We start from the raw sequence: 14,896 nt of genomic DNA, 5'->3' as shown, positions 1-14,896 counted from the left end.
ATGACGGACGTAGAAACCATCACCGTCGCCGATGTGAGCGACGGACCGGGCGGGACCGACGACGCCGAACCGGGAACGACCGTCCGCCTGCCGGCGGTCGAAATCCTCACCGGTCGCGGCTTCATCACGGGCAAATCGGGGTCGGGGAAGTCGAACACCGCGAGCGTCGTCATCGAGAAACTGCTCGACTCGCAGTTTCCGGTACTCATCGTCGACACCGACGGCGAGTACTACGGCTTGAAAGAGGAGTACGAAATCCTCCACGCCGGTGCCGACGAGGAGTGCGACATCGTCGTCAGCCCCGAACACGCCGAGAAAATCGCAACGCTGGCGCTCGAACAGAACGTCCCCATCATCCTCGACGTGTCGGGGTATCTCGACGAGGCCGACGCCGACGAGATGGTGTTACAGACGGCGCGACAGCTGTTTGCGAAGGAAAAGAAGCTGAAGAAGCCCTTTTTGATGCTTATCGAGGAGTGCCACGAGTACATCCCCGAGAAGGGAGGCATGGGCGAAGCGGGCAAGATGCTCATCAAAATCGGCAAGCGCGGACGGAAACACGGACTGGGAATCGTCGGCATCAGTCAGCGCCCCGCCGACGTGAAAAAGGACTACATCACCCAGTGCGACTGGCTAGTGTGGCACCGCCTCACGTGGGGAAACGACACGAAAGTCGTCGGACGAATACTCGGCAAGGAGTACGCCGACGCCATCGAGAGCATGAACGACGGCGAGGCGTTCATGATGACAGATTGGAGCGAGACCCTGCGCAGAGTCCAGTTCCGCCGCAAACAGACGTTCGACGCGGGGGCGACACCCGGCCTCGACGACTTCGAGCGTCCGGAACTCAAGTCCGTCAGCGGTGACCTCGTCTCCGACCTGCGCGACATCTCCGACGAGCAAGCCCGCAGAGAGAGCACTATCGCCGACCTCAAACAGGAACTCGACACGAAGGACGCCGAGATTCGGCGACTCAAGCGAGAACTCGAAGAGGCACAGGACCTGAGCCGGATGGCCGACCAGTTCGCGCAGGCGCTGTTGCAGAAGGCGGAGGCCCCGTACCGCGGCGGCGAGGGCCGGAACCTCGCCCGGCCCGGACACGCGCAGGCAGCACTCGGCGAGTACGAGAGAGACGGTCCTGCCGAGGGGGGCCAGCGGGACCAATACGACGAACGCGACGAGTACGACGACTACGACGAACGCCACGAACAGGACGACCCCGGCGGAATGCCCGCGATGGTCGGACCGGTCGAAGCCGAACTGGTCGCCAGTGCCGAACCGAACTCGAAAGCCGAAACGTCGACGAACGGTGACGGGTCGGCAACCACTTCGACGTCGACGGCTGACAGTCCCCGTGACGCCGAGTCGTCGAGTGGGAGCGATTCGCGGCGGGCTATCGTCGACGAACTCCGGTCGGTCGTCGACTCGCTGGACGACGTGACCTGCGAGATGCTCGCGTACTACCGAGCGAAAGACCTCAGCACGCCCGTCGACGCACACGTCGGCGCGGGTCACTCCGGCGACCAACAACTCGCCTACGGGCGAAACCGCGCGCTCCGACAGGCGGGCTTTATCGAACACGTCGACCGCGGACGATACCGATACACGCTGCCGGAACTCGTCCGCGACGAGTACGCCGACAGACTCGCAGAGGGCGAGTTCGCCGCCACCGTCGCCGCCGTCGAATCGTCGTTCTCGGACCTTACTGTGGACCCTACCGGACCGAACGAGGGGGCCGTCGCAGAACAGTCGGAGTCGTCCAGCGAGACCACGGAATCGCTCGACGCCGTGAACAGCGACGCAGCCACAGAAACGGTCGCGGACTCGGAGGCCGACGCAGATGCCGGGACCCAGACTGGAGCCGACGACGCGGTCGACGGAGACGAGGAGTCGGACGAACACGACGATGGTGTGGAACTCGTCGAAGACAGCGCCGAGTCTACGGAGGCCAAAACAGAAGCCACCGACGTAGCGACGGAGTCAGAAGACGAGGCACAACAGACTCCAGAGTCGACGTCGACGACGGACGACGACCAAGTGACGCCGAGCGACGACGCAGAGATAATCGAGTAACGGTCAGTCCGCACCGCGCACCCGCAGCGCCACGCCCGGACCGCGTCGTCCGCAGTAATCACACCTTATCGACGCCAGCCGACCGGCTAGGCGAGTCCTACAGGTTCGAGACGAGGTCTTCGAGCGCCGCCCGCGGGTCGTCGGCTTTGGCGACGCCACTGGCGAGGAGAATTCCCTTCGCGCCCAAGTCGGCGGCGGCGGTCACGTCGTCACCGGTCGAGACGCCTGCGCCGCAGAACAGGTCGACGCTATCGTCTACGGCCGTCACTGCATCGACGGCGTCGCGGACGATGTCCGGGTCGGCACTGCTGACCGAGACGTCGCCACCGATGAGTTCCGGCGGTTCGACGGCGACGGCGTCCGGACCGAGCGCCGCGACGGCACCCGACTGCTCGGGGTTGTTCGCGCAGACGATGGTTTCGAGGTCCGCGCGTTCGGCGGCCTGCATCGACCCGTCGATGTCGGCGAGTTTGAGTCGGTTCTCCGAGTGGTTGAGAAGCGTTCCCGTCGCACCGGCCTCGGCGGCGGCCTCGGCGAGCGTGCTACCGGTGTGGCTGCCGTACTCGACGGGACTGACGTGTTGGGCCCACGTCTCGACGTCCGTCTCCGCGACGCGCGAGAGATGCGCCGCCTGCGGCGCGACGGCGATACGGACGCCCGAGTCCTCGGCAACGTCGCGGGCGGCCGACGCTACTTCGACTGGGTCGCACGGGTACGCCTTGAGGTTCACCAGAATGAACATACCGATAGAGGCGTCGGGGACGGCAAATAGATTCGTCTTCCCGAAAGCGAGGTGACGCGGACCCGAGATAGCTACACTGCCGAGAGTGTCGTCCGACCGGAGTGGTATTGACGCCTTACAGCGAGTAGGCGAAGTATAGCTATATTCGATCCGCGACTACGTGAGAGTATGTCGGGGGAGTCAAAATGAGTATGGGGAGTTCGCCGCAGGTCGAGGAGGTTCTAGAAGCACTCGGACCGATTGTCCAGGGGGTCGCGTTCTGGTCTGCGGTGGTGATACCGATGGTTCTCATCGGGATGATAGCGACGAAACCGGGACTGCAGGGAGAACGGGGAACGTGGTTTCTCGTGTTGCTCGCGTTGAACGTGGTGGCGCTGGTCGTCGGCCACCGTCACAATCGATAGCCCGACTCAGTCTTTCCGCTTGACGACGTCGCCGAGCGTCGTCGTCGTCGACCCGCCGCCGGACCAGTCGGTGTCGTCGGCGCTCCCGCCTTCGGTGAGCGAGATGTCGAGTTTGCGTTCGAGTTTCTTGCGCACGTTGTCGCTGGGGAGGATGTCGCCGCGTTCGAGTTTGCGGATGAGACTCGCCTTCTCGTTGAGGCGTTTGGCGAGGTCCTCCTGACTGAGACCGTCGGCTTCGCGGGCCTCTCGGATTCGGTCGTCGTAGTCGCCGGCGATTTCGTCCATGTCGTCGAACATGTCGCGGCGGCGGCGTGACCCACCCGACGAAGACGACGAAGACGAAGAAGAGGTGGTACTCGACGAGGAGTCCGATTTCCCGCTCGACGAGGTGGAGTACTTCGTCGACGCAGAGCTAGTAGACTCAGTGCGGACCTCGGTTCCGAACTCCTTGCAGTTCTCACAGAGTTCGAGTTCGGCACCTTCGACTTTCGTAGTTGTGAGCGATGCCTGCTCGGCACCACACATCTCGCACTGTGGCATACGCTCCCGTAGACGACGGCGTGGTATAAAGCACACGACGGGGGCGTCTCCGTCCGGTTAGTTCAAGTCGGACCACGCACCCCAAAAGCGCTGGAGTGCGGTCAAGTGGCCGACGACGGCGAACAAAACGAGCAGGAGGCCGACTACCGAGAGACCGGCGACCAGCGGCCCCGGAACGACGGCGGCGACGACGCCGACGATGCCGACGAGTGCGAGTCGGTCCGCCCGACCCAGCAAGCCGCCGTACTGCCGACCCAGTCCGACCGCCTGAATCTGTGTACCCAGATAGGAGGTCATCAGTACCCCAGTTACGGCCGCGAGGCCGAGGCCGTAGCGACCGATTCCAGCAGCGAGACCCACCAACACGGCGATGTCGGCGTAGCGGTCCAGCACGTGGTCTAGGAGGTCACCGCCCGAGGAGGCGACGCCTTGCTCGCGGGCAAGCGCCCCGTCCAAGAGGTCCAGCCAGCCGTTGACGAAGACGAACAAGGCTCCGAGAGCGTACCACACCGCTGTGTCGGGCGAGGCGACCCAGAACGCCCCGCCGGCGGCGATGGCAAATCCGAAGGCGATGACGCTCACGCCGTCCGGTGTCAGTCCGAGTTTGTTCGCCCCCGTGACGAGCGGGTCGAGCATCCGGTCGGCGACGGGTCGCAGTTGGTCGAGCGTCATAGATACTCCAGATAATCGACCGTCCCCGCCGAAGGCTCCCGGTCGCCGGCGACGACGGCGCGAATCGCGTCGGCGACGGCTTCGGGCGACTGCTCCGTCGTCTCGACTTCGTACACCGAATCGACGCCGTGTTCCTCGACGGCTTCGGCGAGAATCACGTCGAGCGCTTCGCTCTCCCGATTTTCACTCGCCTTGGCCTCGTTCTCGCCGCGGTCGAGCAGGCGCGATTCGAGTACGTCCGGACGACAGCGAAGGACGACCACCCGGTCGGCCGGGAGGAGATGTGCGAGATGCGATTCGACGATGGTCACGTCGTCGGCGTCGTCGGCGTCGTCGCTCGCTTCGCCGTACTCCTCGTCGACCCACGCCTCCAACTTCTCCACGTCGACGACGAGCGAGTCGCGTTCCTCGTCGCGTTCGGTCCAGAACTCCCGGTCGCGGACTTCGTCGTTGAGGTGGGCGACGGTACACTCGTCTTCCAACAGGGCGGTCGCACTCGTCTTTCCCGTTCCGGGCGTGCCGGTGACGACGACTCTCATGCTTTCGCCTCCGTCAGCACGCGGTTGAGCGTCTCCACCGCTCGCTTCGTCTGTGCTTCGGTGCCACAGGAGATGCGGATACACTCGGGGAGGCCGAAGCTCGAACAGTCGCGGACGATGACGCCCTCGCGCTGGCAGGCGTCGGCGACGGCACTGGCGTCTCCGACCTCCGCGAGGACGAAGTTGCCCGCGCTCTCCCACGTCGGCGCGTCGAGGTTCTCGTACAGGTACTCGCGCGCCCAGCGGGCGCTCTCGACCGATTTCTCGACGTGGTCGTCGTCGTCGAGGGCGGCCAGCGCGGCGCGGCAGGCGAGTTCGTTCGCCGCGAAGGGTGTGTTCACGCGGGCGTAGGCGTCGGCCCACGATTCGGGAACGACGCCGTAGCCGATGCGGAGGCCGGCGAGGCCGTAGGCTTTCGAGAACGTCCGCAGAACGGCGAGGTTGTCGTGGTCGTCGAGCAGGTCGATAGCGCTCGGTTGCTCGGCGTACTCGCCGTAGGCCTCGTCGACGACGACGAGGGTGTGGTCCGCCATACTGTCGAGAAGCGAGACGAGTTCCTCGCGCGGGAACTCCGACCCGGTCGGGTTGTGCGGCGAGGTGAGGTAGACGACGCGTTCGCCGTCGTAGGCGTCGAGAAGGTTCTCGGCGGTCTGTTCGAAGTTTTCGGCTTTCGAGAGGTCGTAGGTCGACGACTCCCCGTGGACGTAGCGCGCGCTCATCGAGTAGTACGCGAAGCCGGGTTCGGGGACGAGAATCTCGTCACCGGGGTCGAGCATCGCGCGGTGCAGGTAGTCGATAGCGCCGTCCGCGCCGGGGCTGACCCACACCTGTTCGGGCGTCACGTCCCACGTCGACGCCAGTTTCTCGGTGAGGTCGGCGTGGGAAGTGGTCGGGTAGACGTCGAGGTCCGAGGCGGCCGATTCGACCGCTGCGACCGCGTCCGGACTCGGCCCGTGGGGGTTCTCGTTCGACGAGAGTTTCACGAGGTCGTCGGGGTCGAGACCGAGTTCGCGGGCGACCTCTTCGATTCCCCGGCCGGGGACGTACGGTGAGTTCGCAGAGAGGTCCCGTGGTTCCATGTTCGGTACGTGTTTGTGGCGGGTCTTAAGGGTGCTTACACCGGACGAGAGACGGGTTCGCACGTCGTCGCCGGGAGCGTTACTCGCCGAGTTAGTCGACTCTCGCTTCCGCCCGCTCGACGAGTTCCGGCCGGCCCTCGAACGTGAGTGTGACGCTCTCCGCGTCGTAGTCGATGTCCGGAACCCGGCCGTGGTCGTGTGCCCACGAGACGAACGCCTGTGTCTTGCCGGTGTTCGGCAGCACCAGCGAGAGACACTCAGTCGGCAGTTCGCGGCGAATCGCCGAGCGGAGACGGTCGAGGTTCGTCGCGTCGGTGGCGCTGACAGCGACCGGGTCGGTCGCAGCATCGACTTCTGAAACCCTGTCTTCGACGAGTCGCCGGCGCGCAGTCAACTCGTCCGCGGAGAGACGGTCGACCTTGTTCAACACCGGGAGAATCACGCCGTCTGCATCGTCGAGCGTGTCCAGTGAGGCATCGAGTTTCGCATCCACCTCGTCGGGAGCGTCGCTCGCGTCGACGACGAGTACTACCACGTCGGCGCGGTGCGACACCGAGAGCGTGGATTCGAACGACTCGACCAACCAGTGTGGGAGGTCGCGGACGAACCCGACCGTGTCGGTCAGAAGCACCTCGCGGCCGTCGAGTTCGCCCCGGCGAGTCGTGGTATCGAGCGTCTTGAACAGGCAGTCTTCGGCCGCTGCGGTTTCGGACTCGTCGGCGTGACGGGCGTCGTTGTCGCCGAGTTCGAGGTCGGCCGCAAGTCGCTGCAGGAGCGTGGATTTGCCCGCATTCGTGTAGCCCGCGAGCGCGACGATGTCGCGTCCGGCGGCACGGTGGTTGCGTCGGCGGTCCGCGCCGACGGTGTCGACGCCGTCGAGTTTCGCTTCGACTCGCTGGATTCGCTCGCGGAGGTCGAGCACGCGGCGGTGTTCCTTCTCGTCCATTCCGCCGCGGGTGCGACGCTCGTTTGCGGCCTCTGTCTCCAGTCGAATCTCCATTTTCACGCGCGGGAGTTCGTATCTGAGTTCGGCGAGACGAACCTGTAACTGCGCCTCGGTCGTTCCCGCCTGTTCGGCGAAGATGTCGAGGATGAGTCGATAGCGGTCGACGATGGCGACGCTATCAGGCAACAGTTCGCCGAGCGAGTACGCCTGCTGCGGCGAGAGGGGGTTGTCGAAGACGATGGTGTCGATGTCGCTCTCGGCGAGTCGTCGACCCAACGCCTCGGCCTTGCCGCGACCGAACTGGTAGGTGGCGTCTTCGTGTCGGGTTTGGGTCACCGTCTCGACGACGTCGTAGCCGGCGGCGTCGGCGAGCGCTTCTATTTCGGCGGTTTTGCCGGCTGCTTCGCTCGGTTCGGTTCGTTTTGCGACGATAGCTGACTGGTCGTTGTCGGATGTTCGCTGTTGCATTCGGGTTCTACGGGGCCGCCCGCCGGCCCTCCCGAAGTACGACGAAACTACCCCGAAAACCCGGCGAACGACGGCGTGACAAGAGTCACGCGACGCTCAGAAATCTGTGCACGGCGCGCTGTGCGCCGTCACGTACTGCCGGGACTGTGCAGTCGAGAGACTGCTTCGTCGACGAGTCCCGGTCAGCGGGGGAAAGAAAGGGTCTCCATCGGTCTACCTCCGACTGTGTCGTCTCGGGTGAAAAGCGTTCCCCGGGTGTGTCAACGGCTCGCGTGCTCGTGTTCACGGACGTCGTCTTCGTCGTTCCCGCTGGCCCACCGAGTCGGTACGTACTGTTCGAACCGGGGTGTCGCCGAGAGCGCGTTGGGAACGAACAGTCGCTCGTCGTCGGCTGTATGCCGCTGAATCAACTTCTGCCCCTCCGACCCGGTGAGAAATCCGAGGTACGCCGTCGCCAACTCGTAGTTCACGTCGTGGCGCGCGGGGTTGGTGAGGACGACGCCGTAGTCGTTTCTGAGTCGCTCGGACCCTCCGGAGAGCGGACCGGCGAGGTGGACGACGAGGCCGGTCTCCCCGGCGGTGACGCGGTAGGTTCCGCGGTCCGAGAGCGCGTACGCACCGCGTTGACCGGCCTGTCGCAGCGTCGCTGCCATTCCGTCGCCAGTCGCCTGATACCACGACCCGCCGGGCTCGACTGCTGCGGCGTCCCACAACTGCCGTTCTCGCTGGTGCGTTCCCGAGTCGTCGCCGCGAGAGAGAAACAGCGCTTCCGAATCGGCGATGCGTCGAAGCGCCTCCAGCGGACCGTCGGCGTCGGCGACTCCGGCCGGGTCGTCTTCGGGACCGACGACCAGAAAGTCGTTGTACATCAAGTCGCGGCGGTTGACGCCGTGACCCTCGCGGATGAACGCGTCCTCGGCACTGCGAGCGTGGACGAGTACCACGTCGGCGTCGCCCGTCCGCGCCGTTTCGAGCGCCGCGCCGGTCCCTTTCACGAGCGTCCGTACTCGTGTGCCGAACCGGCGCTCGAAGGCGGCGTGGAGGACGTCGAGCAGTCCGGTGTCGTACGCCGTCGTCGCCGTTGCGAGCGTGAGTGCTCCGGTATCTGAACCGCTTTCCTCGCCCGTTACAGACGCCCTGTCGGCGGCGTTATCTCGTCTCGCACAGCCGCCGAGTGCTGCCGTCGTGCCGACGGCCGCGCCGAGAAAGTGGCGTCTGTCCATGCGACGACGTTCGGCCACCGCACGAAAGTAGATTTGGTTTCAATAGAGAAAAAGGAAACCACAGAGTGTTACTTCTGGCAAAAGGGGGCGACCGGACGTTTATACGCGAGAACGGGACCAGCGGTCCCTGTGAACTGAACCACGCCGTGACGGGGTCGAGGCGGGTGTACGGTGCGCCCCTCACGAAAAAGCGGAACTCGGCTGTGCTGTCTGTTCGCCAATTAGGGGATTCGGACGCTGTGTTCGAGCGTGCCGACGCCCTCGACTTCGACTTCGACGTGGTCGCCGTCCGAGAGCGGCCCGACGCCTTCCGGCGTGCCAGTAGCGATGACGTCGCCGGGTTCGAGCGTCAGGTACGTCGTTATCTCCTCGATGAGCGTCGGGACGTTGAACACCATCTGGTCTCGACTGCCGTCTTGCTTCGTCTCGCCGTTGACGCGCAGCGTCACGCGGGCGTCTTCGGGGACGTGTTCTGGGTCGGCGAGCACCGGCCCCATCGGTGCGCTGCCGTCGAACGCCTTGCCGCGAACCCAGTTCTGCTCTTCCCGCTGGTCGTCGCGGTTCGAGATATCGTTGAAGCAGGTGAAACCGGCGACGACGTCCATCGCGTCCTCGGCGGCGACGTTGCGGCACTGCTCGGAGATGACGACGCCGATTTCGGCCTCCCAGTCGAGTCGGTCTTTTCCGGACGGCAGCGTCACCGTGTCGCCGTGGCCGGCGAGGGTGTTCGGTCCTTTCAGAAACAGCATCGGTCGGTCGGGGACGTCCGCGCCGTGTTCGGCCGCGTGGTCGGCGTAGTTGCGGCCGATGCAGACGATTTTCGACGGCTCAGATGGCGGGAGAATCTCGACGTCCTCGTGCGCGTAGTGTTCGCCGCCGAACGTTATCGCGTCGTCGTGCCACTCGCCGGTTCGGACTGCCCCTGCAGGGTCTCGAAATCGGACGTGATGCATGGTTGAGGCTGTGTAGCGTAGCGCTTAGTTCTTTGTGAGGCGGCGACACAGGCCGTCGAGCACTGATTCCGCCCCAGTGACTATCGTGCTGCTCGTTGACGACTCTCGTATGCTGGTCTACCTGCATCAGTACCGCGAATCGGACGCGAACGAGCGAGTCGGCGGCGAGACGAGCGACACCGACGCCGAGTCGTACTTCGGCGAGCAGTTGGAGTCGACCGACGACTGGGAGTCCGTCGAGTACGGCGACCGGGAGATACTGCGACGTGCGCTCACCTTCGAGGAGGTGACCGCCGTTTCGGTCCCGCGCGACGTCGAAGAACCAGACGAGGAAATCCCCGGTGTGACGGTCCAACTCCGAAAGGACGGCGACGAGGAGTACGTCGACGACGCCGTCGTCGTCGAGGTCACGGACGAAAATCCGTAGTCGACCGCCGGGAGCCATACACTTAGTAGGTGTCGTGCGCCTCGCTCACGCATGACAGATAGACACGAAAGCCGTCGGTCGGCGCTGTTCGATGAACTCCCCGAATCGGTCGAGACGGTGTACGTCGCCCCCAGCGAGACGCTTCGCTACCTCTCGGGGCTATCGATGCACCAGAGCGAGCGCCCGACGTTGTTGGTCCTCTCGCGAACGGACGGGCCGGCGGCCGTACTTCCGAAACTGGAGACCGACCGCGTCGCCGATGCACTCGGCGACGACGTGCCCTTTTACACCTACGGCGACGCGACGGACCCGACACAGGCGGCGAGTGAGGCGTTCGACCGCCTCGCCGAAGAGAGAGGACTGTCCGGCGAGGCCGCCGTCGAGTTCCGGTCGACGCGCGTGTTGGAGTACAGCCTCCTCACCGACTACCACGACCCGGCGTCGATTCACGACCTCGAATCCGCCGTGGCGGCGCTCCGTGCGCGGAAAGACGAGGCCGAACGCGAGTCGATGCGAAAAGCCGCACGAATCACCGACCGCGTGCTCCAAGAGACGTTCGAGGACATCGAAGTCGGCATGAGCGAGCGCGACGTCGAACGCGCCATCGAAAAACGTGTCATCGACAGCGACGCCGACACCTACAGCGGCGGTATCGTCACCGTTGGCGAGCGAACGGCGTTCCCGCACGCGAACACCGGACACACCGAAATCGAAGAGGGTGACCTCGTGATGATAGATTTCGGCGTTCGCGTCGACGGCTACTTCTCGGACATCACTCGGACCGTCGCCGTCGGCGAACCCGGAGAAGAGTGCCGCGACATCTACGACGTCGTGCAGGAGGCCGCCCGTGCGGGTCGTGAGGCAGTCGCCGAGGGCGTCGAGTATCAGGAACTCGACCGCGCGTCGCGAGATATCATCGACGACGCCGGATACGGCGACTACTTCCCGCACCGACTCGGCCACGGTCTGGGGTTGGAAGGTCACGAACCACCGTATCTCGTCGAAGGCAACGACGCGACGCTCGACGTCGGCAACGCGTTCACCGTGGAACCGGGCGTCTACGTCGACGGCGTCGGGGGCGTCAGAGTCGAAGACGACGTGTTGCTGACCGAAGACGGCGCGGAGATTCTGACCGAGACGCCCCGAGACCTTCGGGTTCTCTGAACGCCGGCGGCCCCCTCACTGTCGGGTCTTTTGCAGTTAGCTCAGCGCGGCACGACTGCACCGTCTTTGACCACGACCGAAGGCCGGCCCGTTTCAGTGATATCCGCCAGCGGGTCGGCCGCGAAGCCGACTACGTCGGCGGACGTCCCGTCTTCGACGACGCCGAGTTCCGGCACGCCGAGTTCGGTCGCCGCCGTCAGCGTCGCCGCGGTCAACGCTTCGGATTCGGTCATCCCGCCGTCGACGAGACAGCCGAGTTCGCGGTGAAGACTCGGATGCGGCGTCCCCGGTGACCCGGCGTCGCTCCCGGCGATGACACGAGCGTCGGCGGCGAGTGCCGCCTCGAACACCTCCCAGTGTCGCTCGGCGACGCCTTCGGCGTTCGCTCTGGCGTACGGCGGGACGTCGTCGGAGGTGGCGATTTCGCGGTAGACGAACAGCGTCGGGTCGTACGCGAGGCCGGCGTCGACGAGTGAACCGAGCGTCGCGTCGTCCATCAGATTCCCGTGTTCGATGGTGTCGACGCCGGCTTCGACGGCGTTTCTGATACCCTCGGTTCCGACGGCGTGTGCCGCCACCGGAAGTCCGAACCGGTGGGCCTCGTCGACGATGGCGTCCAGTTCCGCGCGTGAGAGTTCGGCGACGCCGGGGTCCTCGCCGACGGCCTGTCCGTAGACGCCGCCGGTGGCGCTCACTTTGATGAGGTCCGCGCCGGCCCCGCGGAGTTCGCGCACCGCCCGCCTGCACTCGTCGGGACCGTCGCTCTCGCGGCCCCAGAACGGGTCGTGGCCGTCCGTGATGATGACGGTTCGGCCACTGGCGAGCACGCGTGGGCCGGGAATCCGCCCCGCTCGGATGGCGCGAGCGACGGTGATGGCGACGTCGTCGACGCTCCCCACGTCCCGGACCGTCGTCACGCCGCCCGCCAACTGGGCGCGGGCCGTCTCGACGGCGCGAACGACGAGGTCCTGTTCGGACTCGGTGTGAAGCGTCGCAACCGGGTCGTCGCTGCCGTCCCACACCAGGTGGACGTGCATGTCGACGAGGCCCGGGGTGAACAGTGCCGCCTCGTAGACCACGGCCGCGTCGCCCGGCCGGTCGGTCGAGATGGTGACGATGTCGCCGTCGGCGACGCCGACCCAGCGGTCGCTCCGACGCCCGTGTTCGGCGTCCCAGAGGTCACCGTGGAGCAACAGGTCGAACTTTTTGGCCCCTCGGTTTCTCCCTTCAGGCACGTCGAATCACGCCGTCTTCGGAGTGAGTCAGGCGCTCGGCCCCGTCTTCGGTGACGACGAACGTGTCGGAGTGACGGAGACCGATTCCTCGGTCGGGGAAGTAGATACCCGGTTCGACGCTGATGACCATCCCGGGTCGGAGTTCTCCCGGAACCCGCTCGTTCATCGCGGGCGCTTCGTGGATGGTCACCCCTTCGCCGTGGCCGGTGCGGTGGACGAGGTTGGACGCGTATCCCGCGTCGCGCAACTGTCCCGCGGTCCACGCGTCGATTTCGTCGGTCGGTTCGCCCGGGCCGAGACGCTCCATCGTCCCGTTTCTGACTTCGATCAGCGTCTCCATCGCTTCGGTGATATCGTCGTCCACGTCGCCGACGAGAATCGTGCGCTCCTCCTCGCAGATGTACCCCTGCACCGAGGGGAGCGCGATGCCGACGACGCTGTCGCCGTCGCGGATTTCGCGCGCCGAGGAGATGCTGTGTGATTCGAGAGCGTGGTCACCCGCGAGCACGCTCGCAAAGCCGTACTGACCGAGTTCGTTCGCGGTCCCGATGTCGTACTCCGGATACCGGTCGAGATACGTGTCGTACGCCGCCGACTGCATCTCTCGAAGCACGTCCAGTTCGGGACGACCCGACCGGGTGCCGTCGAGATACGCCTCCATCTCGGCGGCCGCGAGGTCCGACGCCCGCCGCATCATCGACACCTCCCACGGCGTCTTCGTGATTCGCAGCGTCCGCAACTGCTCTGTCGCGTCGACGAGCGTCGCCTCGGTCTGAGAGTCGACGCCGTCTACCCACTCGGGGCGAGCAACGCCACGGTCGATGCCGAGTGTCGTCGCCTCCGTCCGGTCGATGGCCTCGGCGACGACGGCGTAGGGGTCGTCGGTGTCCTCGTAGACGCGTACCTCGTCGGTCCACGCCGTCCGCTGGGCTTTCCGGCGTTCGATGTACGGGCCGACGAAGACGCTCGTCTCCTCGGTGACGAGGCCGACGACCGCCCGCGAGTACATCCCGGCGTAGGTGCCGGTGAGGTAGTAGGAGTTCTGCGGGGCGAACGCGAGAAAGCCGTCGGCATCGTGGGCTTTCAGCGCCGTCCGAATCCGTTCGAGTCGGTCGTCGTCGACGAACTGGCTCTCGGGGGCAGGAGTGAGTGCCTGCATCTCAGACCACGAGCGAGTCGATGTCTCGCGGGTAGTACGTCAACGACTCCGTTCCGTCTTCGGTGACGAGAACCGTATCGGAGTTGCGGAACCCGCCGACGCCGTCGACGTAGAAACCGGGTTCGACCGTGTACAGTTCGCCCGGTCGAATCTCGCCGTCGTACGCCACGTCGAGGAACGGCCGTTCGTGGCCCTCCATGCCGATGTTGTGGCCGATGTGGTGTTGGGTGAGGTGGTCGACGCCCTGTTCTTCGTAGTAGGAGACGACGGCGTCTTCGACGGCGGCGTACTCGACACCCGGGCCGATGGTGTCGATGGCAATATCTTGCGACTCTTTCATGATGGCGTAGTAGTCGCGCTGTTCGTCCGTGGGTTCGCCGACGAACATCGTCCGTTCCAGTTCCGTCGTGTAGCCGCCGACGTGCGGTTTGACGATGGTGACGATGGTGTCGCCCTCCTCGATTCGGTTCGTCTGGTCGACGCTGTGTGGAAGCGCGCTTACCTCGCCGGTGGTGAACTTGCACATCATCGGGTTCGCCCAGTCCATCATCTCGTAGCGGTCACCCAGCGTGTCGAGCATCATCTTCGAGCCTTCGGCGGCGACTTCGGCGCTGATGGTGACGGGGCGACGACCGACCTCGATTTTCTCCTGGAGGAGTCTGTGACCGAGGTTCGCCCAGACGCTCGCCTCGCGGATGAGGTCGATTTCGGCGTCGCTTTTTACCTCTCGCATGTCGGTGACGTAGTCTTCGAGGCCTACCTCGGTGTCGACGACCGACGACAGCGCCGGGCCGGTGTAGCCGTTGCGACCGGGACTGCCGTCGTTGTCGGCGGCGATAGCCCCCTCTGAAAGGCCGAGCGACTCACACATCTCCGCGACGCGTTGCATCGGTTCCCCCTGCGGGTAGTCGAAGTAAGTGTGTACCTCCTCGTGGAGGAACTCCTCGCGTTCGGCGTGTTCTTTCTCCAACCGCGGCACGACGATTTCGGTCCCCGACTCGGAGATACCGAGAACGCTCGGTCGCTCGGTCGGGAGATGGTACATCCCGCTGATGTAGTGGATGTTCAACGCGCCGAAGAGGACGACGCCGTCGTAGCCGTCCGCCTGTGCCCGTTCGAGGATGTTCGTCCGCCGCCGTTCGTGTTCGTCTCGTGGAATCCGTAGTTTGTCCATCGGTCACACGCCACAGTGTCCCGCAATTATTAACCACGTTACGTAGCGGAGGTAATTTCCGGAAAATATCACCAGGGCGTCGCAGTATTGCGATTTCT

General features: G+C 65.1%; 15 protein-coding genes. 4 read left to right on the top strand and 11 right to left on the bottom strand.

Annotated features, from left to right (window positions below; translation table 11 throughout):
• On the top strand, positions 1–2,073 hold the full coding sequence (locus AUR64_RS08630; RefSeq protein ID WP_071391237.1) for a helicase HerA domain-containing protein: 2,073 nt from the start codon (positions 1–3) through the stop codon (positions 2,071–2,073).
• A 97-nt stretch (positions 2,074–2,170) separates the two neighbouring features.
• On the opposite strand, the gene tpiA is transcribed toward AUR64_RS08630, so the two are convergent.
• Positions 2,171–2,815 carry a triose-phosphate isomerase gene (gene tpiA / locus AUR64_RS08625; RefSeq protein ID WP_058581516.1) on the bottom strand — a complete coding sequence of 215 codons (645 nt, stop codon included), beginning with the start codon at positions 2,813–2,815 and terminating at the stop codon, positions 2,171–2,173.
• 185 nt (positions 2,816–3,000) lie between these two features.
• On the opposite strand from tpiA, the gene AUR64_RS08620 reads away from it, so the two are divergent.
• Positions 3,001–3,219, top strand: a complete 219-nt coding sequence (locus AUR64_RS08620; RefSeq protein ID WP_058581515.1) for a hypothetical protein — start codon at positions 3,001–3,003, stop codon at positions 3,217–3,219.
• Between the two features lie 6 nt (positions 3,220–3,225).
• Here AUR64_RS08620 and AUR64_RS08615 read toward each other — a convergent pair whose 3' ends face one another.
• From AUR64_RS08615 to AUR64_RS08585, 7 genes are all read right to left on the bottom strand, one after another.
• Entirely contained in the window at positions 3,226–3,759 is a 534-nt protein-coding gene (locus AUR64_RS08615; RefSeq protein WP_058581514.1) for a multiprotein bridging factor aMBF1, read from the bottom strand.
• 57 nt (positions 3,760–3,816) lie between these two features.
• Positions 3,817–4,431 carry a CDP-alcohol phosphatidyltransferase family protein gene (locus tag AUR64_RS08610; RefSeq protein WP_058581513.1) on the bottom strand — a complete coding sequence of 205 codons (615 nt, stop codon included), beginning with the start codon at positions 4,429–4,431 and terminating at the stop codon, positions 3,817–3,819.
• Positions 4,428–4,970: an adenylate kinase family protein gene (locus tag AUR64_RS08605; protein ID WP_058581512.1), complete on the bottom strand. Its 543-nt coding sequence runs from the start codon at positions 4,968–4,970 to the stop codon at positions 4,428–4,430. Before AUR64_RS08605 ends, AUR64_RS08610 begins: the two co-directional genes overlap by 4 nt.
• Positions 4,967–6,049: a histidinol-phosphate transaminase gene (gene hisC / locus AUR64_RS08600; protein ID WP_058581511.1), complete on the bottom strand. Its 1,083-nt coding sequence runs from the start codon at positions 6,047–6,049 to the stop codon at positions 4,967–4,969. Before hisC ends, AUR64_RS08605 begins: the two co-directional genes overlap by 4 nt.
• A gap of 91 nt (positions 6,050–6,140) precedes the next feature.
• Positions 6,141–7,463 (bottom strand): GTPase HflX, encoded by a 1,323-nt coding sequence (gene hflX, locus AUR64_RS08595; protein WP_058581510.1) that lies wholly within the window; start codon positions 7,461–7,463, stop codon positions 6,141–6,143.
• 260 nt (positions 7,464–7,723) lie between these two features.
• The gene (locus AUR64_RS08590) at positions 7,724–8,686 is read right to left on the bottom strand and encodes a substrate-binding domain-containing protein (RefSeq protein ID WP_058581509.1); all 963 of its coding nucleotides are present in this window, start codon (positions 8,684–8,686) and stop codon (positions 7,724–7,726) included.
• Positions 8,687–8,907: 221 nt separating this feature from the next.
• The gene (locus tag AUR64_RS08585) at positions 8,908–9,639 is read right to left on the bottom strand and encodes a fumarylacetoacetate hydrolase family protein (protein ID WP_058581508.1); all 732 of its coding nucleotides are present in this window, start codon (positions 9,637–9,639) and stop codon (positions 8,908–8,910) included.
• Between the two features lie 109 nt (positions 9,640–9,748).
• Between AUR64_RS08585 and AUR64_RS08580 the strand changes: the two genes are divergently transcribed.
• A complete protein-coding gene (locus AUR64_RS08580) occupies positions 9,749–10,066 on the top strand; it encodes a hypothetical protein (RefSeq protein ID WP_058581861.1) in 318 nt (105 codons plus the stop codon).
• A gap of 51 nt (positions 10,067–10,117) precedes the next feature.
• Positions 10,118–11,230 (top strand): M24 family metallopeptidase, encoded by a 1,113-nt coding sequence (locus tag AUR64_RS08575; protein ID WP_058581507.1) that lies wholly within the window; start codon positions 10,118–10,120, stop codon positions 11,228–11,230.
• A gap of 41 nt (positions 11,231–11,271) precedes the next feature.
• Here the strand turns inward: AUR64_RS08575 and AUR64_RS08570 are convergent, their stop codons facing one another.
• Genes AUR64_RS08570 through AUR64_RS08560 form a run of 3 tightly spaced genes read right to left on the bottom strand, consistent with a single transcriptional unit; the run spans position 11,272 to position 14,798 of the window.
• A complete protein-coding gene (locus AUR64_RS08570) occupies positions 11,272–12,465 on the bottom strand; it encodes a metal-dependent hydrolase family protein (RefSeq protein WP_058581506.1) in 1,194 nt (397 codons plus the stop codon).
• Positions 12,458–13,624 (bottom strand): M24 family metallopeptidase, encoded by a 1,167-nt coding sequence (locus AUR64_RS08565; RefSeq protein ID WP_058581505.1) that lies wholly within the window; start codon positions 13,622–13,624, stop codon positions 12,458–12,460. The genes AUR64_RS08570 and AUR64_RS08565 overlap by 8 nt, the downstream gene beginning before the upstream one ends.
• A gap of 1 nt (position 13,625) precedes the next feature.
• Positions 13,626–14,798 carry a M24 family metallopeptidase gene (locus AUR64_RS08560; protein ID WP_058581504.1) on the bottom strand — a complete coding sequence of 391 codons (1,173 nt, stop codon included), beginning with the start codon at positions 14,796–14,798 and terminating at the stop codon, positions 13,626–13,628.
• Positions 14,799–14,896: the final 98 nt, after the last annotated feature.

The organism is Haloprofundus marisrubri, assembly GCF_001469955.1.
In the GTDB taxonomy this organism is placed as follows: Archaea; Halobacteriota; Halobacteria; order Halobacteriales; family Haloferacaceae; genus Haloprofundus; species Haloprofundus marisrubri.
This window is presented reverse-complemented; position numbering and strand designations above follow the sequence as displayed.